This window comes from Chryseobacterium jejuense (assembly GCF_017877355.1).
GTDB lineage: Bacteria > Bacteroidota > Bacteroidia > Flavobacteriales > Weeksellaceae > Chryseobacterium > Chryseobacterium jejuense_A.
Map to the genome: position 1 here is coordinate 192,975 of NZ_JAGIPR010000005.1, position 25,754 is coordinate 218,728.

Genomic DNA, 25,754 nt, shown 5'->3' on the forward strand with positions numbered 1-25,754 from the left:
TGGAATAATACCTGGACTGAATTCCCAACAGGTAAAACGATCCAAAATATGTTTGAAGCTCAGGCAGCTAAAACACCAGATCGTATAGCCTTGGTATATCAGGATGTAATCTTATCTTATAAAGAGCTTAATGAACGTGCAAACCGCCTTGCTAACTATCTGAACTTAACCTATGATCTTCAGCCGGATGATCTTGTTCCTCTATGCCTGGAACGTTCAGAAAATATGCTGATTGCCATTTTAGCCGTATTAAAATCAGGAGCAGCTTACGTTCCGATGGATCCAACCTATCCAACCGATAGAATGGAGCATATTCTTCAGGATACACAGGCAAAAATAGTCATCACCCAAAATAGTGTTGAAGCAAAATTCAATGAAATTCATTTGGAAAAAGCAGAAATTCTGTTATTAGATGATAAGAAACTGACAGAAAAGCTTGAAAAAATTAGTTTTAATAATCCGGTTACCCAAACTAAGGCAGACGATCTGGCTTATGTGATCTATACCAGTGGAACAACAGGGATGCCTAAAGGAGTAATGATAGAGCATACAGGAGTGTTAAACCTTGTTAGTGACCTTTATGTCCGTTACAATCTGAATGAATCCGAAATTATTCTTCAGTTTGCCAACTATGTATTTGATGCTTCAGTAGAACAGATTTTCTTAGGCTTATTGAATGGTTGCCAATTGCTGTTCATAGACAACCAGGAAATGCTGAACGAAGAGGAATATATCAGAAAATTAACGGATTATAAAGTAACCTATCTGCCTTTTACCCCTTCCGTATTGCAAAATATAGATGTTACAACGGTAGAAAGTGTACGGACATTAGATTCCGGTGGAGAAGCTTTACCGACGGATCTATATAACAAATTGAAAAATGGAAACTTCCTGTTTGTTAACTCTTATGGGCCTACAGAAGTTACCATTACGTCTCTTGTGAATACCAATCGTGATATCAACTGCATTGGTCGCCCACTTAATAATACAAGCGTATATGTTCTGGACCAGTTTTACCGTCCCGTTCCTGTAGGTGCTGTAGGAGAGCTTTACATTGGAGGGATTGGGGTTGCCCGTGGGTATCTGAACAGGCCGGAACTTACCGAAGAACGCTTTATCAACAACCCTTTCCAGACAGAAGAACAGAAAAATAAAGGAGAAAACCACAGAATTTATAAAACAGGAGACCTTGTACGTTGGCTTCCGGACGGAAATATTGATTATATCGGAAGGAACGACTTCCAGGTAAAAATAAGAGGATTCCGTATAGAATTGGGAGAAATCGAAAACAGATTGCTTCAGTATCCGGGAATCCGTCAGGGAACAGTTCTTGTGAAAGAAAACAATGCCGGACTGAAATATCTTGTCGGGTACTATGTTGCTGATGCAGGAATAGATACTCGTCTGATTTCAGAATTTATATCAGAAACACTTCCTGAGTACATGATACCTGCTGCATTTGTGCATCTGACAGCATTACCACTGACAATCAATGGTAAACTTGACAGAAAACAGCTTCCTGAACCTGAATTTATCGTAAATAAAGAATACACTGCTCCTGAAAATGACCTTCAGAAAAAGCTTGTAGAAATCTATGGACAAGTGCTGGGGTTACATGCTGAAAATATCAGCATTCACGATGATTTCTTCAGATTAGGAGGAAACAGTATTATGGCGATCAAACTTATCAGTAAGATCAAACAAAACATAGAATTACAGGTAAATGTTGCTAAGATATTCAACAATAAAACAGTTGCTGCCCTGGAAAAAGCCCTGATGGATGACAACAATCCTACAGAGCAGGTAAGCATAAAACCTGTTAAAGTAAATACTCCGGAAGAACAGAGATTATCCTTTGCTCAGGAAAGGCTTTGGTTTATAGAGGCTTATGAAAAAGGAAGCAATGCCTACAACATCCCGATGGCCGCTGTCTTGGATGAAAAAACAGACATTGAGGCTTTATGTACAGCTTTAAAAACAGTTGTAAAACGTCATGAAGTACTTCGCTCTGTCATCAGAACTACAGAAGACGGAGTGGGATATCAGGTGGTTACAGACTTACTTCCTGAAATTAAAATAACAGAAGTACATACCAGAGAAGAACTTGATCAGCATATCAATCAATGCGCCAATAAAGTATTCAAGCTTGATGAAGAGATTCCGGTACATATAGAATTCTTTACGTTTGAAAATCAGAATTATATATCCATTGTTATTCACCATATTGCTTTTGACGGATGGTCTACCGATATATTCCTAAATGAAGTACAGGTCATTTACAACAATCTGGTTAAAGGTGAGAATTCAGAGCTTTCAGCTTTAAAAATCCAGTATAAGGACTTCGCTTTATGGCAAAGAAATTACCTTACAGGAGACCGTGTGGAGCAGCAGATCAGCTATTGGAAAAACCAGCTTGAAGACTTCCAGAACCTTGATCTTCCAACAGACTTCCGAAGACCTTCACAAATATCGTATGAAGGAGAAAACTTATATTTCAACCTGACCACAAAGCAGGGCGAAAAACTTAGAAATCTATCCAAAGATCTTGGAGTGAGTCTGTACAGTGTCATGCTGGGAGGTTATTATCTGATGTTATCTGCCTATTCAGGACAAGATGATATTGTAGTGGGCAGCCCCATTGCGAACCGTCATCATGCCGGCCTGGAAGATATCATAGGGTTCTTTGTCAATACACTTGCTTTAAGAGAAAAGATTGATCCTAAACAAAGCATTAAAGACTTTATTCTTCAGATCTCAAAATCCGTTACAGAAGCACAGTCTCATCAGGATCTTCCGTTTGAGAAACTGGTAGATGAGCTGGGAATCGAGCAGGATACTTCAAGACATCCGGTTTTCCAGGTGATGTTTGGATTACAGAATGAAACAGCACTTATTCAGAATGAAGAGGCTATATTTTATCCGTTTGATGGAGAATTAGGTTATCAGGTAGCGAAGTTTGATCTGACTACGATGATTGATGACAATGGAGAAAATATCCATGGAATGTTCAATTATGCAAAAGCGATATTTTCAAGAGCAACGGTTCAAAATATGATCAATTCTTATCTGTTTTTGCTTCATCAGATTGCAGAAACTGATGAATATGAAAAAACAACGCTTTCCAAATTAGATTTTGTTCCACAGGAAGATTATAAAAAGATCACAGAAAACAGGAATGCTACCCGCAAAGAGTATCCATCAAAAATGACCATTCATGAGCTGTTTGAGCATCAGGTTGAAAAAACACCGAATCAGACAGCATTGGTATATCAGGATGTTAAGTTGTCTTACAGAGAACTGAACGAAAAAGCTAACCGTTTGGCCAACCATCTTATTGAAGCCTATGATCTTCAGCCGGATGATCTTGTTCCATTATGTCTTGAGCGTTCAGAAAATATGCTGATTACCATTCTGGCGGTATTAAAGGCTGGGGCTGCTTATGTACCGATGGATCCTTCCTATCCTGCAGACAGAATCCATCATATTCTAAAAGATACAGGAGCAAAAATTGTATTGGCAGAAGAAAATACAGCGGATAAAGCAGAACATTCAAATGTAATTGTATTGGACGAGGTTCGTTTTAAAGCTTTACTTGAAACAGCTGATTCTAATAATCCTGTAACCCATACAAAATCTACTCATCTGGCCTATGTCATTTATACCAGCGGAACAACAGGATTACCAAAAGGGGTAATGATCGAACATCGAGGAGTAATAAACCTCATTGGATCAATGATAAAAGCTCACCGGCTTGAAGAATATAAAGAAGTAGGTTGCTATTCAAATTATGTTTTTGATGCCTTTGTTTATGAAGCATTCCCTGTACTTTGTAATGGAAATACTCTATGGCTGTACAGCAATGATCTCAGAACCTCAGTAGGAGAGCTTAACGATTATATCAATGAAAATAAAATAGAAGTTTCCTTTATTCCACCAGTTTTGTTAAGAGAAATTGTGGAGAATGGAACAAGCTTGGAACTGATTTTCGCAGGGGGTGAAAACTTCCCGGCTTTAGATCAGAATATTGATGATATTATCCTGGTTAACGAGTACGGCCCAACAGAAGGAACCGTATGTTCTACCCTGCACTATTACAAAGAAGATCATAATCCATTAAACATTGGTGGTCCAATAGATAACATGAGTGTTTATGTGCTGGATCAACATCTTCGTCTCGTTCCGGAAGGAGCGATAGGAGAGCTGTATATCAGCGGTGCCGGAATTGCCAGAGGATATCTGAACAGGCCGGAGCTTACAGAAGAACTTTTCATCACAAACCCTTTCCAGACTCAAGAGCAAAAAGAAAGAGCTGAAAATGATCGTCTGTACAAAACCGGAGATTTGGTACGCTGGCTGGCTGATGGTAAGTTGGAATACATGGGAAGAAATGACTTCCAGGTTAAAATAAGAGGACACAGAATTGAGTTAGGAGAGATTGAAAACAAGCTGCAAGAATATCCTGAAATTAAACAAACTATAGTTTTAGCTAAGGAAAACCAGGCAGGGCTGAAATATCTTGCAGGATATTACGTGTCTGATACAGCAATAGATTCAGACTTCCTTTCAGACCATTTATCAGAATCCTTACCGGAATATATGATCCCGGCAGTATTTGTTCATCTGAAATCTTTACCTCTGACGATCAATGGTAAATTGGACAGAAGAGCTTTACCGGAACCGGAATTTACAGGAAGGAAAGAATATACAGCCCCTGAAACTGATCTTCAGAAAAAACTATCTGAAGTCTATGGCGAAGTTTTAGGCATTTCGTCTGAAACGATCAGTATACATGAAGATTTCTTCAGATTAGGAGGAAACAGTATCATGGCCATCAAACTGATCAGTAAGATCAAACAGGTCTTGGGAATACAGATTGATGTAGCAACGGTTTTTAGCCATAAAACCATTGCTTCACTTTCTCATGTATTCGCAGATGGGAATAATGTGGCAGAGCAGATCGTCATTACTCCTGTCACTGTAGATTCTCCGGAAGAGCAGAGATTATCCTTTGCTCAGGAAAGACTTTGGTTCATCGAAAATTATGAAGGCGGAAGCAGCGCTTATAACATCCCGATGGTTTTCCGTCTCGATGAAAAAACAGATCTGCAGATATTATGTAAAGCTTTGGATGCTGTTGTAATGCGTCATGAAATCCTTCGCTCCGTTATCCGTATGACAGATGATGGCTTAGGCTGGCAATCCGTGGTAGATGATATCCCGGTAATCCATCAGCAGGAAGTGAAAACGATGGCTGAGCTGGAAGAAAAAGCAAGCCATATTGCCAATAAAATTTTCAATCTGGAACAAGAACTGCCTATAAATATCCATATTTTCAAGCTTGAAAATGAGTACTATCTGTCTGTTGTTATTCACCATATTGCATTTGACGGATGGTCAGCAGGGGTGTTCCTGAAAGAAGTCATTCATATATATGAGGCCATCAAAAAAGAAAGAGCCCATGATCTTCCGGCCCTAAAAGTGCAGTATAAAGACTTTGCTTTATGGCAGAGAAATTACCTTACAGGGGAACGCCTCAATACCCAGGTTAATTATTGGAAAAATAAACTTGGCGGGTTCCAGAATCTTGATCTGCCATCAGATTTCAAGAGACCCGCTCAAATGTCTTATGACGGAGACAGCATTTATTTCCGTATCAATGAAGAGCAAAGTCAAAAACTGAGAGAGCTGTCAAAAGATCTTGGAGTAAGCTTATTCAGCATCCTTTTAGGAGGATATTACCTGATGCTTTCCGCCTATTCAGGGCAGGATGATATTGTCGTAGGAAGCCCTATTGCGAACCGTCATCATCCGGGATTGGAAGACATCATCGGATTCTTTGTCAATACTTTAGCTTTAAGAGAAACGATTGATCAGGAACAAAATATTAAAGATTTTATCAAGCAGATAGCCGGCTCAGTAATAGAAGCTCAGTCTCATCAGGATCTTCCGTTTGAAAAACTTGTGGAGGAACTTGGCGTAGAAAAAGATACTTCCCGCCATCCGGTATTCCAGGTGATGTTTGGTCTTCAAAGTTTTGGAGAAAATCTTTCCGATAATCAGTCAATCTTTCATCCGTTTGCCGGAAAGGTGGATTATGAAGTAGCTAAATTCGATATTACTACGATGATTGACGATAGTGACAAGAACATTCATGGGATGTTCAACTATGCTCAATCGGTGTTCTCCAGAGAAACGGTAAATAACATGATGAATTCTTATCTGTTTATGCTTGAACAGATAGCAGATACCAAAGGAAAACAAGACCTTACATTAGCACACTTAACTCTTATTTCTCAGGAACAACAGCAATCCATATCAAAGTTATGGGCTTCTGAAACATATTATTCAGATCAGAATACCATTCATGGGTTATTTGAAGCACAGGCTGAAAAAACTCCGGATCATATCGCTGTAGTGTATCAGGATGTAAGATTATCCTATAAAGAACTTAATGAACGTTCCAATCGTTTGGCTAACTATCTGATTAAAAATTATGATCTTCAGCCGGATGATTTAGTTCCATTATGCTTGGAGCGTTCCGAAGATATGCTGGTGGCCATTCTTGCCGTTTTAAAAGCCGGAGCAGCCTATGTTCCGATGGATACTTCATATCCGGTGGAAAGAATTAAGCATATTCTTGATGATACAGGCGCAAAAATAGTATTGGCACATCATAGTTCTGCGCTAAGCGTTAAAGAAGCCTGTGGTGAAAAAACAGACATGCTTATATTGAACAGTCCGGAGATGGCGGAAACTCTTGAAAACAGTAGTATTTCCAATCCGGTAACTCAGGTAGAACCACACCACATGGCTTATGTGATCTATACCAGTGGGACAACCGGAATGCCTAAAGGAGTAATGCAGGAACACAGAAATGTAGTGCGTCTTTTCAGTGCAACAGATCATTGGTATCAGTTTAATGATCAGGATGTATGGAGCTTATTCCATTCCTATGTATTTGACTTCAGCGTATGGGAGATCTGGGGTGTATTGCTGTACGGAGGAAAACTTTTGGTACCGTCTTCAGAACAGACGAAGGATACTAATTTATTCTTCAGCTTGTGCTTGAAAGAAGGACTTACCGTATTGAACCAGACTCCGACTGCTTTTTATCAGTTTATTGAAACAGCTCTTCAGCGTGAAGAACAATTAACTGAATTGCGTTACGTGATATTCGGAGGTGAAGCTTTAAATCTTGCCTCTTTGAAACCGTGGTATGAACGCTACCGTTCTAAACCTGATTTAATTAACATGTATGGAATTACGGAGACGACCGTCCATGTTACCTATAAAAAATTAAGCGTAGAAGACCTGAACAAGGCTTCTCTGATTGGAGAAAATATCCCTGACCAGGCGATGTATATCCTTGATGCCCATCTTCGTGCCGTTCCTGTTGGGGCTGTTGGAGAATTGTATGTGGGCGGAGCAGGAATTGCCAGAGGATATCTGAACAGACCTGAGCTGACGGCTGAACGATTTATACAGAATCCCTTCCAAACTTTAGAACAAAAAGAAAGCGGGAAAAACGGAATTCTCTACAAAACAGGAGACTTAGTACGCTATCTGCCCGATGGAGAACTGGAATACATCGGAAGAAATGATTTCCAAGTGAAAATCCGTGGCTACAGAATTGAGCTGGGAGAAATAGAAAACAGATTGCTGGAATATCCGGAAGTAAGACAAACCGTAGTTCTTGCCAAAGAAAATAAAGCAGGAATGAAATACCTGGTAGGTTATTATGTTTCCGATGCTGCTTTGGAAGTAGAGAAAATCACAGCATTTTTATCCGAAGTTCTACCGGAATACATGGTGCCGGCTGCCTTTGTTCATTTAACTTCATTACCACTGACCATCAATGGAAAGCTGGACAGAAGACAACTTCCTGAACCTGAATTTACAGGCGGAAAAGAATATACCGCTCCACAGACTGAATTGCAGGAGAAATTATGTCAGATCTATAGCGAAGTCCTTGGGCTGGATGCTTCAGGAATTGGTATTCAGGATGATTTCTTCAGATTAGGAGGAGACAGTATTATCAGTATTCAGCTGGTCAGCAGAATAAGACAGCGTTTAGATATAAGGATCAGTGTTAAAGATGTATTTGCTTCAAAATCAGTTAGAAATATTTCCGAACTGATCGAAACCAAAGCAAAAGAAGAGCAAACCCGTATTCTGACAGAACAGGGACAGCTGACAGGTCCTCTATCATTCCTTCCGATCCAGGAATGGTTCTTCCAACTGGCAGAAGAAGGTTATATAGGCGACCTCAATCACTGGAACCAATCCTTTTTGATTAAAGTTCCTGAACTTGACAAAGGATTGCTGGAGCAGAGTATAAAACTGCTTATCGACAAACATGATGCCTTCAGAATTCACTATCCGAAAGAAAACGGAAAATATACCCAGCAATACGGAATCAATGCATTGCCGGAATTGAAATATCTGGACGTTTCAGGAGTACAGCCAGAAGCGCTTTCAGGTATCCTTACGGAATGGCAGGCACAGTTTGATATAGAACAGGGGCCGTTATTCCAGATTGGATATATAGCAGGATATGAAGATGGAAGCGCAAGGATTTTCTTCGGACTTCATCACCTTATCATAGATGCTGTAAGCTGGAGAATCATTACCGAAGACTTAAAAAATATTTATCAAACCCTTGAAAAAGGAAATACCGTTGAGGTTCCTGTAAAAGGAAGCAGCTATCGCCAATGGATTGATGCCATAAAAGCATATAAGCTTGAAGATCCGGAATCCAGAGAAACAGAACATTCGTATTGGAGTACCATTACAGATACAGTTGCAGAGAGCAATAGTATTCTGACAACATTATCCTCTCCTGAATATCATTCTTCCAACCTTATTCTGAATGCAGGATATACAGAAAAGCTGATTAGAGAAGTACATCATGTATATCATACTCAGATCAATGATTTACTCTTATCTGCACTGGCTTCTGCACTTTCAGACCTTACAGGAGCACCAGCTCATGCCGTTCTGCTTGAAGGGCACGGGCGTGAAGATGTATTAGGAAATATGGATATCACAGAAACCGTGGGTTGGTTTACCTCTATGTATCCGCTTCTTCTAACGTCAGGAAATGATGTGAGAGATACTGTGATTCTGACCAAAGAATCTCTGAGAAGCATTCCAAACAACGGAATTGGGTATGGAAGCCTTGTTGGTTACACAGAAAGAGAACTTCCAAAGATTAGCTTCAACTATCTCGGACAGCTTGATCAGGAAGAGAGTACAGGAGAGAAAACCTGGTATATCGCCGGAGAAGACAGTGGAAAATCTATGGGAGACAAAAACCGTGATAACGATATCATTACGGTAAACGGAGCCATTGCAGACGGACAGCTTCGCTTCGGAATCTCGGGATATCTTTCACAGGATCAGGTTGATCTTCTGGCAGAAAGACTTAAAGAATACATTCAACAAACGGTTGATGAATTAACAACCGAAAAAAGAAACTGGCTTACCCCGTCAGATACAGGAAATATTGTTGGAAAAGAACAATTGATGCAAATCCAGGAATCAGGAGAAGTTGAAGGCGTTTATCTTGCCAACAGTTTACATGAAGGATTCGTGTATCATGCCTTAAGTCAGGGAGATAAAGATGATGCCTACAGAGTACAGATCGTATGGGATTATCTTGCTGAAATCAATCCTGAAATGCTTAAAAAAGCATGGTCATATACCCAGGAACAGCTTCCGACACTGAGACTTAGATTTGAATGGAGCGAAGAAATTGTACAGGTTATTGATAAACAAGGAATACTGGACTGGCGTTATCAGGATATTCAGAATATGACCGATGAAGATCAGGAATCCTTAATTGCAGAAACTACTCAAAAAGACCGTTTTGAGGTATATGATCTGTCTAAAGGAAATCTGTTCAGAGTCTATCTGTTCAAACGTTCAGACAAACGTTATACCTGTTTGTTCAGCAATCACCATGCTATTCTTGATGGCTGGAGTATGCCTGTATTCCTTACGATGATTCATGAAGCATACCTTGCATTACTCAAAGGAAATGCTCTGTCTCCGGCTCCGGATACAGCCTATGCCGAAGCCCAGAAATTCCTTCAGGAAAATAAAAATAGAAACGGAAGCTTCTGGAAAAGCTATATGGGGCTTCTGGAAGATCAGGAAAACCTGAATTGTTTGGTTAAAGAATCTCAGAAACATATTGATCTTGCTGAATATAAACATATTGTAGACCATCAGGCGGTAAAAATGCTGATTGTAGGGGAGCAGTATCAGAAACTGAAAAAATTCACATCTGACAACGGGCTGACAGTCAATGCTGTACTTCAGTTCTTATGGCATAAACAGCTTAGCTTATATAGCAATAGTGTAACCACTGTTGTAGGAACTACCGTATCCGGACGAAGTATTCCGGTAGATGGAATAGAATCCTCAGTGGGACTTTATATTAATACGCTGCCATTGATTGTGAACCATGAAGATGGCAAAGCAGTAGATATCATTGCCGAAATTCAACGCAGAATCAGTGAATTGAATACCCACAGCAGTGTCAACCTGGCAAGCCTTCAGCATGATGGACGCAGAATTTTCAGCAGTTTATTCGTGTATGAAAACTATCCGGTACCTAACGGAGAGGAAGATAATGAGCTGGGAACATTAGGATTTGTATTAAAAGAATCTGTAGAACGTCTGGACTATCCATTAGGAATTGTTGCCTACGAAAATGAAGATGAAGTACTGTTAAAGATCAAATATGACAGTTTCTTATTTGAAAATGAAATGATGGAGCAGCTGCTTCAGGGAATGGGAACAGTTCTTGAACAGCTTCTTAAAACTTCCAATATTAAATCCGAAGACCTGTTCTATCTTACCTCAGAGCAACATCAGAAGATAACAATAGATTGGAATGCGACAGAAATAGCTTATCCTGAGGAATATACCATTCATAAAATGTTTGAAGAACAGGTAGAAAAAACTCCGGATAGCACGGCTTTGATATTTCAGGATATAAAACTTTCCTACCAGAAACTGAATCAAAGAGCGAACCACCTGGCTCATTATCTTATTGAAAATTACAGTCTTAAGCCTGATGATCTGGTTCCGTTATGTCTTGAACGTTCAGAGCATATGCTGATCGCGATTCTGGCTGTTTTAAAAGCTGGTGCAGCCTATGTTCCGATGGATCCAACCTATCCGATTGACAGAATTGAACATATCATGCAGGATACCGGGGCAAAAATTATTCTTACTCAGGAAGAAGTAGAAGAAAAACAGCAAATGTCCCGAATGGCGGAAGTAATTCTGCTCGATAGCAAAAAAATACTTGATAAACTTGAACAGTCAGGAGCTGAAAATCCTGTCACCCAGACTAAATCAAACAACCTTGCTTATGTTATCTACACCAGTGGAACTACAGGGCTTCCAAAAGGAGTAATGGTAGAGCACAAAGGGGTTATCAACCTGATTGAGGATTTGTTCTCCCGCTATCAGTTAGGAAATGAGGAAGTAATTCTTCAGTTTGCCAACTATATATTTGATGCATCCATCCAGCAGATGTTGCTTGCGATATTGAAAGGAAACAGTTTATTATTTATTAAAAATCAAAAGATACTCAACGAAGAAACATTTATACAAACCCTTAATCAGCATAATGTTTCTTATATACACCTTACGCCAACGGTATTACAAAGCATAGACTTTACTCAGGTTAAAAACCTGCGTACATTGATTTCCGGAGGAGAAGCGATGCCTGCAGACCTGTTTAAAAAAGTAAGCGGAAGAAACTTCAGGCTGGTCAATTCATATGGGCCTACAGAAGTTACCATCACATCCATTGTTAATCCGGAAGGAAAAAATACCAATATTGGACGACCACTTAACAATACCACAGTATATGTGTTGAATAATCATCTTCACCCGGTTCCTGTAGGAGCTATCGGTGAGCTTTATATTGGTGGAGAAGGAATTACCAGAGGGTATCTGAACAAACCCGAACTTACGGCAGAACGTTTCATCATCAACCCATTCCAGACCTTAACACAAAAAGAAAAAGGGAAAAATGGAATCCTCTACAAAACAGGAGATTTAGTACGCTATCATGCCAACGGAGAACTGGAATACATTGGAAGAAATGACTTCCAGGTGAAGATCCGTGGATACAGAATAGAGCTTGGTGAAATAGAAAGCAGACTACAGCAATATCTGGGTGTAAAACAATCCGTAGTATTGGCCAAGGACAATAATGCCGGAATGAAATACTTGGCTGGATATTATGTTTCAGAAACAGCTATAGAACCGGATCTGCTTACAACATTCCTGTCTGAAGCTTTACCTGAATACATGATTCCAGCTGCCTTTGTGCATTTAACATCACTTCCGGTAACAATCAATGGTAAGCTGGCCAGAAGAGCGCTTCCGGAACCGGATTTTACAGGAGAAAAAACATATATGGCTCCTGAAAATGAACTGCAGGAAAAATTATGTCAGATCTACGGTGATGTTCTTGGTTTAAATGCTTCAGATATTGGTATTCATGATGATTTCTTCAGATTAGGAGGGAACAGTATCATGGCCATCAAGCTGATTAGCAATATTAAAAGAGTTTTGGATATAAGGGTAAGTGTAACAGTAGTGTTTGCACATAAAACAGTAGCTTCCCTTTCTGAGGCTTTAGCCAGTGAAACTATCAATGAACAGGAAGTTATTGCTCCTGTAAAAGTCTCTTCTCCGGAAGAACAACGACTTTCATTCGCTCAGGAAAGACTTTGGTTTATTGAAAACTATGAAGGCGGAAGCAATGCATACAATATTCCTATGGCTGTTCGTCTTGATGCAAAAGTCAATATTCCGAAACTATGCAAAGCCCTTGAAACCATCGTAATGCGTCATGAAGTATTACGAAGCATTATCCGTTCTACAGACGAAGGAAAAGGCTACCAGATTGTAAGGGACAAAGCTCCTGAAATCCAAACCCGTCACGTCTATACAAAAGAAGAACTGAATGAGGCTGTAAACAATGCTTCAGGCAAGATCTTCCGTCTGGATGAAGAATATCCTATAGCCATCAATCTTTTCAGATTAGAAAGCGATCATTATATGACTGTTGTCATTCACCATATTGCATTTGACGGATGGTCAACCGATATATTGTTGAGAGAGCTGCAAACAGTTTATGATGCTTTGGTTAATAATCAGGATTATGAACTTCCGGAATTAAAGATTCAGTACAAAGACTTTGCATTATGGCAGAGAAACTATCTTTCAGGAGAACGTCTTGACAATCAGGTTGGATATTGGAAAAGAAAACTGGATGACTTCCAGACTCTGAATCTTCCAACAGATTATAAAAGGCCTGCTCAGGTTTCTTATGAAGGAGACACTGTTGATTTCATCATTGACCAGAAAGTAGCCGCGGGTCTTAGAAATACTTCTAAAAAACTGGGAATAAGTCTGTACAGCGTGATGCTGAGCGGATATTACCTGATGTTGTCAGCCTATTCCGGTCAGGATGATATTCTGGTAGGAAGCCCTATTGCCAACCGTCATCATGAAGGACTCGAAGATATTATCGGATTCTTTGTCAATACCTTTGCTTTAAGAGAAAAAATAGATCCGGAGCAGAACCTTAAAGATTTTATTCTTCAGGTATCAGCATCCGTTACAGAAGCACAGTCTCACCAGGATCTTCCTTTTGAAAAGTTGGTAGAAGAGCTGGGAGTAGAAAAAGATATGTCCCGCCATCCTGTTTTCCAGGTGATGTTTGGATTGCAGAGCTTTGGCGGAAATGCGGATAACAAAGAAGTATTATTCCATCCTTTTGAAGGACAGACAGAGTATCAGGTGGCCAAATTTGATCTTACGGCGATGATTGATGATGGAGAAGAAACGATAAAAGGCTTCTTCAATTATGCCAAAACCCTCTTCTCAAGAGAAACGATCAGTAATATGATCAACACTTATCTATATCTTCTTAATCAGGTTTTCGGTGTTGATGAGATCAACCTTGAAAGGATCAAGCTGAGTACATTAAACTTGATCTCTGCAGAAGAAAATAAAAAGATTTCTGAAGAATGGAATGCAACAGAGAAAGTGTATCCATCAGCAAAAACAATTCAGGAATTATTTGAAAATCAGGTTAAAATAACTCCTGGACATACAGCTTTGGTATATAAAGATGTTAAGCTATCCTATCAGGAACTGAACGAAAGATCCAACCGCTTAGCAAACTATTTAATTGCTAAGTACGATCTTCAGCCTGACGAATTAGTACCATTATGCTTAGATCGTTCTGAAAACATGCTGATTGCGATTTTAGCGGTATTAAAATCCGGAGCAGCCTATGTTCCTATGGATCCTTCTTATCCAACAGATAGAATAGAACATATTCTAAAAGATACCGGAGCAAGATTGATTTTAGGTCAGGAAAGTACGGTTGAAAAGTTGAAAAAAGTGACGTCAGATGTTATCTCTTTAGATGAAGTAACCTTTAAAGCAACACTTGAAACTTCTGATGCTAAGAATCCTGTTACTAAAACTAAATCAAGCAATTTAGCTTACGTCATTTTTACCAGTGGAACGACTGGGCTTCCTAAAGGAGTAATGGTTGAGCACAGAAACGTATCCAACCTGATCCACCAGGAAGCTAAGGAATTCGGATTGCTTGAAACCGGAGTTCAAAAGAACAGTCTATGGTATGCAAATTATGTATTTGATGCCCATGTTTGGGAATTATATCCATCCATTACCCATGGACAGACAATCTATATTTTAGAAAAAGAACTTCAAACCGACCTGTCTGCTTTAAAAGATTATATAGAAGAGAATAGCATCCGCATTGCAACGATTCCACCGGTGTTATTAACCAGAGAATATCTTTTACCATTAGAAAAGCTTGTGGTTGCCGGAGACGTTACCAACTCACAGGTAATGGCGATGTATAAAGAACATGGAGTAGACTTGATCAACGCTTACGGGCCAACAGAAACTACGGTATGTGCCACTTTACATCACTATAATGAAGATGAAAATCCTGTCAATATCGGAGGTCCGATTGGAAATATGACGACCTACGTATTGGATAATCATCACCGTATTGTTCCTGTAGGAGCTGTAGGAGAGTTGTACATAGGAGGAGCGGGAATAGCCAGAGGTTATCTGAACAGGCCGGATCTTACAGAAGAGCGTTTTATCGCCAATCCTTTCCAGACTGAAGATCAGAAAGCAAAAGGAGAAAACGGACGTTTATACAAAACCGGAGACTTAGTACGCTGGTTATCCAATGGAGAATTAGAATACATCGGAAGAAATGACTTCCAGGTGAAAATCCGTGGCTATAGAATTGAGCTGGGAGAGATTGAAAATCAATTGCTGGGTTATCCTGGAATCAGTCAGTCAGCGGTTTTAGCCAAAGAAAATAATGCAGGCTTAAAATACCTTGCCGGCTACTATGTTTCTGAAACTGAAATAGATTCATCTTTACTATCAGAATATCTGTCAGAATCATTACCAGAATACATGGTTCCCGGAGTATTTGTTCACTTAACCTCTTTACCGTTGACGATCAATGGTAAATTAGATAAGAAAGCATTGCCTGAACCTGAATTTAAAGGAAGTAAAAGCTATACAGCACCACAAACAGAACTTGAAAAACAGCTTGTTGCAGTCTATGGTGAAGTGTTAGGAATCAATGCCGGGACGATCAGTACTCACGATGATTTCTTCAGATTAGGAGGAGATAGTATCATCAGTATTCAGCTGGTGGGAAGAATAAAGCAACGCATGGATATAAGAGTCAATGTAAAAGAAGTCTTTTCATCAAGAACTCCGGCAATATTGGCAAAACTTATCGAAGAAAAAAAATCTGCAACACAGATTGAACTGCTTGCTGAACAGGGAATTCTTACCGGAAACGTTTCGCTTTTACCAATTCAGGAATGGTTCTTCAGCCAAATAGAATCAGGGTATCTTCCGGATTTTAACCATTGGAATCAGTCGTTCTTATTGAATGTTCCGGAATTGGATAAAGAAATTTTTGAGCAAAGCATCAATTTGTTGATTGAAAAACATGATGTATTCAGAATGTTCTATCCAAAAGAAAACGGAACTTACAGCCAGCAATATGGAGACGATAAAGCTACAGCTGAGATCAGTTATCTTGACGTTTCATCAATACATCCGGATGAGTTATCCGAAATATTGACAACATGGCAAAAGCAATTTGATATAGAAAAAGGTCCGTTATATCATATAGGCTATATTACAGGATATGAAGACCACACAGCAAGAATTTTCTTTGCTTTCCATCACCTGATTATAGATGTGGTAAGCTGGAGAATCATCACTGAAGATCTAAAAAATATTTATCAGTCTCTTGAAAAAGGAGAGAACTATAAAATACAAAAAGGAAGCAGCTACCGTCAGTGGGCAGAAGCCATAAAAGGCTATAAATCTGAAAATTCAGAAGCAAGAGATCAGGAATTATCGTATTGGAACAGAATTACAAAAACGGTTAACCAAACCAATAATACATTGGAAGCGATTTCTGTTCACGAGCAAAATCATGATATTCTTGCGCTGGATAAAGAGTATACTGAAAAACTGATAAGAGGAAGCCATCATGTCTATCAAACTCAGATCAACGATCTTTTACTGTCTGCATTAGCAACAGCACTTGGAGATCTCACAGGAGATAGTCATAATGCCATCTTATTAGAAAGCCACGGGCGTGAAGAAGTATTTGGTAACCTGGATATTACAGAAACAGTAGGTTGGTTTACTTCCATGTATCCATTATTATTGGAAACTGGAAAAGAGGTGAGTGATACCGTAATTCTGACCAAAGAAGCACTGAGAAACATTCCAAACAATGGTATTGGTTATGGAAGCTTGGTAGGCTATACGGATCAGGAACTTCCAAAAGTGAGTTTCAACTATCTGGGACAACTTGATCAGGAAGAAAACTCAGGAGAAAAAACATGGTTTATTGCTGCTGAAGATAATGGGGTTTCCATTGGAGAATCTAACCGTGGAAGCTACCTTATCGGAATCAATGGGGCTGTTGTAGATGGAGAACTTCGTTTTAGAATTTCAGCTCATTTGACCCAGGAACAGGTAACACAATTTACTCAAAGTTTTAAAGATCAGATTGTTAATATTATTGATGAACTGTCTAAAAACACCAGAAGCTTCCTTACTCCGTCAGATGTAGACCATATCATAAGCGCTAAACAGCTTTTCAATATTCAGGAATCCGGTGAGATTGAAGGCGTATATCTTGCCAACAGTCTTCAGGAAGGATTTGTATACCATGCATTAAGTCAGGGAGATAAAGACGATGCTTATCGTATACAGCTAACCTGGGATTATCTTGCTGAGATCAATACCGCTAAGCTTAAAGAAGCATGGTCCCATACTCAGCAGCAGTTTCCTGCATTGAGACTCAGATTTGACTGGAGTGAAGAAATTGTACAGGTTATTGATAAAGAAAGTCTTCTGGATTGGCGCTATCAGGATATAACCGGAATGAATGAAGAAGAACAGGATGAACTGATTAAGGAAACTACTCAAAAAGACCGCTTTGAAGTCTATGATTTATCAAAAAGCGGATTGTTCAGAATATACCTGTTCAAGCGTTCAGAGAAACACTATACCTGTCTGTTTAGCAATCATCACGCAGTGCTGGATGGGTGGAGTATGCCTATAATCCTGAAAAGAATCCATGATATTTACCTGAGCCTGATGAAAGATCAGAAATCGGAATGGATAACCGATCAGGCATATGTCAATACCCAAAAATACCTTCAACAGCATAAAGAGACCAGCCGTAGCTTCTGGAAAGATTATATGTCAACCCTTGAAGATCGGGAAGACCTGTCCGGACTGATTAAGGATTCTCAAAAGCATATCGACCTGGGAACTTATCGTCAGATCAAAGAGCATAGCCTTGTGACGATGATGATAACAGATGAACAGTATCAGCAGCTGAAGAGATTTACAACTGAAAACGGATTCACCGTGAATGCTGTTCTCCAGTATCTATGGCATAATCAGTTGAGGATATACAGCGGAGTGGAAACTACTGTTGTAGGAACTACCGTATCCGGGCGAAGCCTGCCTGTAGACGAAATAGAATCTTCTGCAGGGTTATTCATCAATACCCTCCCATTGATTGTACAGCATACCGATGGTCTGGTGACAGATATTATCTCAGATATTCAGCGCAGATCCAGTGAGTTGAATACACATAGTGATATAAGCCTTGCTGAGCTTAACCAGGATTCAAGCCGTATTTTCAGCAGCTTATTCGTATATGAAAACTATCCGGTGCCTGAAGCAGGAGAAGATAGCAATGAAGTAGGATTTGTCTTCAAAGGCGGAGTAGAAAAACTGGATTACCCATTAGGAATCATGGCGTTTGAACACGGTGACAGCGTAATTATGAAGATCAATTACGAAGGAGCGCTCTTTGAACAAAAGACAATGGAGAATTTGACAGAAGGAATGATGAGTATTCTGGCTCAAATGCTGGAAAACTGGAACATTACATCAGGTCAGCTTTCTTATGTATCAAATGAGCAATTCAAATTAATGCAGATCTGGAATGCAACAGAGAATGTATATCCATCTGAAAAAACAATCCAGGAGCTATTTGAAAATCAGGTTGAAAGAACCCCGGAACGTACAGCCTTGGTATACAAAGACGTTAAGTTTTCTTATCAGGAACTGAACGAAAGATCAAACCGTTTAGCGAACTATCTGATTGCTACTTATGATCTTCAGCCAGACGATCTGGTACCATTATGTTTAGATCGTTCCGAAAATATGCTGATTGCGATTTTAGCCGTATTAAAATCCGGAGCAGCCTATGTTCCGATGGATCCTTCCTATCCGGCAGACAGAATAGAACATATACTTAATAATACCGGAGCAAGGTTAATCTTAAGTCAGGAAAGTACAGCAGAAAAGCTGAAAAATGTAACAGCAGATGTGATCTCTTTAGATGAGGTTACCTTTAAAGCAATGCTTGAAACTTCTGATGCTAAGAATCCTGTTACTAAAACTAAATCAAGCAATTTAGCTTACGTCATTTTTACCAGTGGAACGACCGGGCTGCCTAAAGGAGTAATGATTGAACACAGGAATGTAGTCAACCTTATCCATCAGGAAGCTAAAGAATTCGGATTAACCGGAAATGGAGTTCAAAAGAACTGTTTGTGGTATGCGAATTATGTATTTGATGCCCATGTTTGGGAATTGTACCCATCCATTACCCACGGACATAGTATCTACATTTTGGAAAAAGAACTTCAAACCGATCTGTTTTCCTTAAAAGACTATATCGAAGAGAATAACATTAGCATTGCAACCATTCCTCCGGTATTATTGATAAGGGAATATATCTTACCATTAGAGAAGCTTGTAGTAGCCGGAGATGTTACCAATCCGCAGGTTATGGCAGCGTATAAAGAGCACGGAGTAGATCTGATCAATGCCTACGGGCCAACAGAAACTACGGTATGTGCTACTTTACATCATTATAATGAAGATGAAAATCCGGTGAATATCGGCGGGGCGATTGGAAATATGACTGTTTATGTACTGGATAAATATCACCGCATTGTTCCTGTAGGAGCCGTAGGAGAGCTGTACATAGGAGGAGCAGGAATTGCAAGAGGCTATCTGAGCAGACCTGACCTTACAGAAGAACGTTTTATCACCAATGCTTTCCAGACTGAAGATCAGAAAGTAAAAGAGGAAAACGGACGTTTATACAAAACCGGAGACTTAGTACGCCAGCTATCCAATGGTGAGCTGGAATATATCGGAAGAAATGACTTCCAGGTGAAGATCCGTGGTTACAGAATTGAGTTGGGCGAAATTGAAAACAAATTGTTGGGCTATCCGGGAATCAGCCAGGTAGCTGTTTTAGGCAAAGAAAATAAAGCAGATGTAAAATATCTTGCAGGGTACTATGTATCTGATACTGAAATAGATTCAGTTTTGCTGTCAGAATACCTTTCAGAATCATTACCTGAATATATGGTTCCGGGAGTATTCGTTCATTTGACCTCTTTACCACTGACAATTAATGGTAAGCTGGATAAAAAAGCGTTACCCGAAGCGGAGTTTACCGGAAGTAAAAATTACACGACACCGGAAACAGAGCTTGAAAGACAGCTGGTGGAAATCTATGGGGAAGTATTGGGAATCAGTCCTGAAACGATCAGTGTTCATGATGATTTCTTCAGATTGGGAGGGAACAGTATTATGGCGATCAAGCTGATTGGCAAAATTAAGCAGGATCTGGGGATACAGGTAAATGTAGGAATCGTATTTAACCATAAAACAATTACCTCTCTTTCAAATGCTTTAGCTCAGGAAAATAATGAAAAACAAATAAACATTGTTCCTGTCAAGATTAATTCCCCTGAAGAACAAAGGTTATCCTTTGCTCAGGAAAGACTTTGGTTTATAGAATCTTATGAAGGCGGAAGCAATGCCTATAACATTCCTGTTATTACAAGATTAGATGACAGTATTCAGCTGAATCTTTTTGAGGAATCTTTGAGAAAGGTTATAATGCGACATGATATACTTCGTTCAATGATTCATACTACTGAGAACGGAATAGGATATCAAGCAGTTACAGACCTCATTCCTGAAATTAAAATTATAGAAGTAGAAAATGAGGCGGAATTGGAAAACGCTATCAACAAATGTGTGAATAAAGTCTTCAGACTGGATGAGGAAATTCCTGTAGAGATCAGTATTTTCAGACTGGCAGGACAGGTTTATCTGTCTGTTGTTATTCATCACATTGCCTTTGACGGCTGGTCTATAGATGTTTTCTTAAAAGAAGTAGCCTCTGTTTATTATGCACTTGTTGAAGGAAAAGAACAGGAACTTTCACCTGTAAAAGTTCAATACAAAGACTTCGCATTATGGCAGCGTGATTATCTTTCAGGAGAACGTCTTGAGAATCAGATCAGCTATTGGAAAAATAAGCTGGATGACTTCCAGAACCTGGAATTGCCTTCAGACTTCAAAAGACCACCTCAAATTTCCTACGAAGGAGAAAACCTGTATTTCAGCCTGAATGCAGAACAGGGACAAAAGCTCAGAGCCCTTTCCAAAAGGCTGGGCGTAAGTCTTTACAGTGTCATGCTGGGAGGCTATTACCTGATGCTGTCTGCCTATTCCGGTCAGGATGATATTGTGGTGGGAAGCCCGATTGCTAATCGTCACCACGCAGGTCTTGAGGATATCATCGGCTTCTTTGTCAATACATTGGCTTTAAGAGAAAAGGTAGATCCTGCACAGAATATCCGTGATTTCATTCTTCAGGTATCAAAATCAGTCAATGAGGCTCAGTCTCATCAGGATCTTCCATTCGAAAAACTGGTGGATGAATTGGGAGTGGAGCAAGATACTTCAAGACACCCGGTTTTCCAGATAATGTTTGGACTTCAAAGTATTGATGGAAACGTTAAAGCGGATAAAGAAGAAGCATTATTCCATCCTTTTGCCGGAGAAGTTGATTATAAGGCCGCCAAATTTGATTTAACTACAATGATTGACGATGACGGAGAAAACATCCGCATCATGTTCAATTATGCGAAAGCTTTGTTTAAAGAAGAAACCATTACCCGAATGGCGGGCTCTTATCAGCTTCTTTTAGATCAGATCATAGAAAACAATCCGGATCATACACCCATCCGTAAACTTTCGCTGATATCAGAAGAGGAAACTCAGCAGATCATAGCAGATTGGAATGGCACACAGGAAGACTATCCGTCAGAAAAGACCATTCATAAGGTATTTGAATATCAGGCTGAAAAAAATCCTGATACCATAGCCTTGGTATACAATGATGTTAAACTTTCATATCGTGAACTTAATGAGAGAGCAAACTGTTTAGCAAATCATTTGATCCGTCAATACCAGCTTCAGCCTGATGATCTGGTACCGGTATGCCTTGAAAGATCCGAAAATATGCTGATTGCGATCCTTGCCATATTAAAGGCAGGAGCCGCTTATGTACCAATGGATCCATCATATCCTGCAGACAGAATAGGACATATTTTAGAGGATACTCAGGCGAAATTCGTCATTGCACAGGAAAGTACAATAGAGAAATTACAGAATATAGAAGTCATTTCACTTGATGAAGTTACCCTTAAAGCAAAACTTGAAACAGAAGTAACTAACAACCCTGTTACAGAAGTTCACTCAGGGAATCTGGCTTACGTGATCTATACCAGTGGAACAACGGGACTTCCTAAAGGAGTAATGATCGAGCATAAAGGAGTGATAAACCTCATCATATCAATGATTAAGGCACACCGTCTTGAAGAATATCAGGAAGTAGGATGCTATTCCAATTATGTATTTGATGCCTTTGTCTATGAAGCGTTCCCTGTATTGTGCAATGGAAATACCCTATGGTTATACAGCAATGAGCTTAGAACCTCAGTGAATGAGCTTAATGATTATATTAAAACCAATGCCATCGAAGTTTCCTTTATTCCACCAGTCTTGCTGAGAGAAATTGTGGAGAATGGAACAGGCTTAAAGCTGATCTTCGCAGGAGGAGAAAGCTTCCCGGCATTGGATAAAAATATTGAAAACATTACCCTCGTCAATGAATATGGGCCAACGGAAGGAACTGTATGTGTCAGCCTTCATGATTATAAAGAAGATAAAAACCCATTGAACATTGGTGGGGCAATTGCCAATACAACCTTATACATTCTTGATGCTCAATATCGCCCTGTTCCTGTAGGAGCTGTAGGAGAATTGTTTATTGGTGGAGCAGGTATTGCCAGAGGTTATCTGAACAGACCTGAGCTTACTGAAGAGCGTTTTATGGTAAACCCATTCCAGACATCAGAACAGAAAGAAAGAGATGAAAATGGGCGTTTATACAGAACCGGGGACTTAGTTCGCTGGCTGCCGAACGGAGAGATGGAATACAGAGGAAGAAATGACTTCCAGGTGAAGATCCGTGGTCATAGAATTGAATTAGGTGAGATTGAAAATACCCTGCTTCAATTTGAAGGTATTCGTCAGACAGCAGTTCTGGCAAGAGAAAATAAATCAGGTGTAAAATACCTGGCTGCTTATTATGTGTCTGATTCAGCGATTGATGCAAACCTGCTTTCTGAATATGTATCAGAATCCTTACCGGAATACATGGTACCAGGTGCCTTTGTTCATTTGGCTGAGCTTCCGCTTACCATTAATGGGAAACTGGACAGAAGAGCATTGCCTGAACCTGAATTTACAGGAAATACAGACTATATTGCCCCTGAAACGGAACTTCAGTCTAAGCTGTGTCAGATCTATGGTGATGTTCTTGGGCTTGATCCTGATACGATCAGTATTCATAATGATTTCTTCAGATTGGGTGGGGACAGTATTATCAGTATTCAGCTGGTAGGGAAGATCCGTCAGCAGTTAGAAGTGAGATTAAGTGTTAAAGAAGTCTTTACTGCCCGGACTGTAGCCTCATTATCCCTACTCATAGAAGATAAAGAACATGGAAGTGAAACCAATATTCTTACCGAGCAGGGAATCCTTACAGGAGAAGTTCCGCTTCTGCCGGTACAGGAATGGTTCTTTAAGCAAAAAGAATCAGGGTATCTTGTAGACTTCAATCACTGGAATCAGGCATTTATGATCAATGTTCCGGAGCTTGATAAAGACTTATTTGAACAGGCTATAGAACATTTGTTAACAAAACATGATGCATTCAGGCTGGGATATACAGGCCATTCTCAAGAATATAAATCAGGAAAAAATGCGCCTGAGATCAATTATCTTGATGCTTCTGATCTGAAACCGGAAGAATTGGCTGACATATTCACAGACTGGCAGTCTCATTTTGATATTGAAAACGGATCATTGTATCAGATTGGGTATATCAATGGCTATCAGGATGGAGGCGCAAGAGTATTCTTTGCATTCCACCACCTTATTATCGATGCTGTAAGCTGGAGAATCCTTACCGAAGACCTGAAAAATATTTATCAGACCCTTGAAAAAGGAGAAAACTATCAGATTCAGAAAGGAAGCAGCTACCGTCAGTGGGTAGAAGCCATCAGAAACTATAAAAAAGAAACCCCGGAATCCAGAGATCAGGAAACCACCTATTGGAATCATATTGCTGATACAGTTGAAGAAAGCAATTCAACATTATCTAAACTGATTACGGATGAATACCATCATGGTCATCTTCAGCTGGATAGAGAATCCACGGGAACTCTGATTCGCGGTGTACATCACGTATATCATACCCAGATCAATGATTTGTTGCTGTCAGCTTTATCACAGGCTCTTACGAATGTTACCGGGGATGAGCGTCATGCTATTTTGTTGGAAGGTCACGGCCGTGAAGAAGTATTCAGTCAGTTAGACATCACCGAAACGATGGGTTGGTTTACCACCATGTATCCGGTACAGCTGGAAACAGGAAAATCATCGAAAGACACGGTTATCCTGACCAAAGAATCCTTAAGAAGCATCCCGAATAATGGAATCGGCTACGGTAGTCTGGTAGGCTATACAAACCGTGAATTACCGAAGATCAGTTTCAACTACTTGGGTCAGCTTGACCAGGAGGATGTATCCGGTGAGAAAACATGGTTCATTGCAGCCGAAGATAGTGGAGCTGGAGTTGGTGCTTCCAACCGTGACAGTCATTTTGTAAGCATCAATGGTGCAGTAGTTGACGGACAGCTTCGCTTCGGAATTTCAGGATACCTTTCAGCTGAAAAGATTACATTCTTATCCGAAAGTTTCAAACAGAATCTGGAATCCATTATTAAGAATCTTTCAGAAGAAAACAGAAGCTACCTTACTGCATCAGATGTAGATCACGTGGTGGAAAAAGCTCAGCTTTCAGATATTCAGGGAAAAGGAGAAATAGAAGGCGTGTATCTGGCCAACAGCTTACAGGAAGGATTCATTTATCATGCCCTGAACCAGGGAGAAACAGACGATGCCTACAGAGTACAGCTGATGTGGGATTATCGTGCAAAAATAAATGCAGAGAAACTAAAAAATTCCTGGAAGCTAACCCAGGCACAATATCCATCCCTGAGAGTCAGATTTGATTGGAACGGAGAAATTGTACAGGTCATAGACAAAGAAGGAAAATTAGATTGGAGATATCAGGATATCAGCACCCTGCCTGAAGAAGCTCAGGAAAAATTGATTAAAGAAATCACTCATAACGATCGTTTTGAAGGATATGACCTTACCAAAGGAAATCTATTCAGAGTCTATCTTTTCAAACGAAATGAGGAATATTACAGCTGTCTGTTCAGTAATCACCATGCTATATTGGATGGTTGGAGTATGCCTATTATGATGAATAGTGTTCATGAGGCGTATCTGAGCCAGCTTAATAATGAAGAATATGTTCTGTCAATAGACCATGCGTATGCAGCGAGTCAGAAATATTTACAGGTCAACAAAAAGACTGGCCGTAGTTTCTGGGATCAGTATATGAATCTTCTTGAAGATCAGGAAGACCTGAAAAGCCTTGTAAAAGAAGACCAGAGACAGATAGACTTAGGAACTTACCGCCACATCAAAGATCATCAGAAGGTAACCATGTTGATAAGTGGAGACAGGTATCACAATCTGAAAGACTTTACGAAGGCTCATGGATTAACGGTGAATGCAGTGCTGCAATACTTATGGCATAGTCAGCTAAAACTGTATAGCGGATTGCAGACAACGGTAGTAGGAACAACTGT

General features: G+C 39.8%; 1 protein-coding gene (only partly in view). It reads left to right on the forward strand.

Every position in this 25,754-nt window falls within one protein-coding gene, locus J2772_RS12065, for a non-ribosomal peptide synthase/polyketide synthase (protein WP_209916961.1), read on the forward strand. The gene is 44,205 nt long; 12,213 of those nucleotides lie to the left of the window and 6,238 to its right, leaving coding positions 12,214–37,967 in view (codon 4,072, complete, through codon 12,656, partial); the first complete codon in view begins at position 1. The start codon and the stop codon both lie outside this window.